Source organism: Kocuria oxytropis, from assembly GCF_040981195.1.
Classification (GTDB): domain Bacteria; phylum Actinomycetota; class Actinomycetes; order Actinomycetales; family Micrococcaceae; genus Kocuria; species Kocuria oxytropis.
The window spans coordinates 1-1910 of sequence record NZ_JAVFXA010000043.1 but is presented as its reverse complement, the minus strand read 5'-3'; the positions used below and the strand labels follow the sequence as shown (position 1 = coordinate 1910).

The following is a 1910-nucleotide window of genomic DNA, read 5'->3' as shown; positions in this document are numbered from 1 at the left end:
CCGGGTGCGGAACGGGTGTTGATGTTCTCCAAGATCCTGGTGGCCAATCGTGGTGAGATCGCGATCCGTGCTTTCCGTGCGGCGTACGAGCTGGGTGCGAAGACGGTGGCGGTGTTCCCGTACGAGGATCGCAATTCGATCCACCGGCAGAAGGCTGATGAGGCGTACCGGATCGGGGAGGAGGGCCACCCGGTGCGGGCGTATCTGGATGTCGAGGAGATCGTGCGGGTGGCCAAGGAGTCCGGGGCGGATGCGATCTATCCCGGCTACGGCTTCCTGTCGGAGAACCCGGACCTGGCCCGGGCCGCGGCCCGGGAGGGCATCACGTTCGTGGGTCCGCGGGCCGAGATCCTGGAGTTGGCCGGGAACAAGGTGGAGGCGCTGAAGGCGGCGAAGCGGGCGGGGATCCCGACGCTGGCCTCCACGGAGCCCTCGGCGGACCCCGAGGAGCTGCTGGCGCAGGCGGCGGGCATCGGGTTCCCCATCTTCGTGAAGGCGGTGGCCGGTGGCGGCGGCCGCGGCATGCGCCGGGTGGAGACCCCCGAGGCGCTGCCGGAGGCCCTGGCGGCCGCGATGCGCGAGGCCGACACCGCCTTCGGCGACCCCACCGTCTTCCTGGAGCAGGCCGTGCTCCGGCCCCGCCACATCGAGGTGCAGATCCTCGCCGACCACGACGGCGGGATGGTGCACCTGTTCGAGCGCGACTGCTCGCTGCAGCGCCGGCACCAGAAGGTGATCGAGATCGCCCCGGCCCCGAACCTCGACGAGGACATCCGCCAGGCGCTGCACCGGGACGCGGTGAAGTTCGCGAAGGAGCTGGGCTACGTCAACGCCGGCACCGTGGAGTTCCTGGTGGACACCGCCGGGGAGCGGGCCGGCCAGCACGTGTTCATCGAGATGAACCCGCGGATCCAGGTGGAGCACACGGTCACGGAGGAGATCACCGACGTCGACCTCGTCCAGTCCCAGCTGCGGATCGCGTCGGGGGAGACCCTGGCGGACCTGGGCATCGCCCAGGAGGACCTGCGCGTGCGGGGTGCGGCGCTGCAGTGCCGGATCACCACGGAGGACCCGGCCAACGGGTTCCGCCCGGACGTGGGGAAGATCTCCGCCTACCGCTCCGCCGGTGGTGCCGGGGTGCGCCTGGACGGGGGCACGGTCTACGCGGGGGCGGAGATCTCTCCGCACTTCGACTCGATGCTGGTCAAGCTCACCTGCCGGGGCCGGGACTACCCGACCGCGGTGCACCGGTCCCAGCGGGCCCTGGCGGAGTTCCGGATCCGCGGGGTGGCCACCAACATCCAGTTCCTGCAGGCCGTGCTGGCCGACCCGGAGTTCCTGGCCGGCGACGTGGCCACGGACTTCATCGAGCGCCGCCCCGAGCTGCTGGAGGCCCGCACCTCCGGGGACCGGGCCACCAAGGCCCTGACCTGGCTGGCCGAGGTCACCGTGAACCGGCCCCACGGGGAGCGGGTGGAGGGCATCGACCCGCGCACCAAGCTGCCCCACTACCCGGGCGACAAGCAGGACGAGCCGTTCCGCTCGCCCTTCGACGGGCCCTCCGAGCACACCCCGCCGGACGGCTGGCGGCAGAAGCTGCTCGAGCTGGGCCCCGAGGGCTTCGCGGCCGCGCTGCGGGAGCAGCAGGCCGTGGCGGTGACCTCCACGACGTTCCGGGACGCCCATCAGTCGCTGCTGGCCACGCGGGTGCGGACCCGTGACCTGCTGGCGGCGGCCCCGGCCTACGCCCACACGCTGCCGCAGCTGCTGTCGGTGGAGGCCTGGGGCGGGGCGACCTACGACGTGGCGCTGCGGTTCCTCGGGGAGGACCCGTGGGAGCGGCTGCGACTGCTGCGCGAGGCGATGCCGAACATCCCGATCCAGATGCTGCTGCGCGGGCGCAACACCGT

General features: G+C 72.0%; 1 protein-coding gene. It reads left to right on the top strand.

Annotated elements, in window-relative coordinates; genetic code table 11:
* Window positions 1-21: 21 nt before the first annotated feature.
* On the top strand, window positions 22-1910 hold a 1889-nt coding region (locus tag QYM41_RS17455; RefSeq protein WP_368801040.1), incomplete at its 3' end, for a pyruvate carboxylase.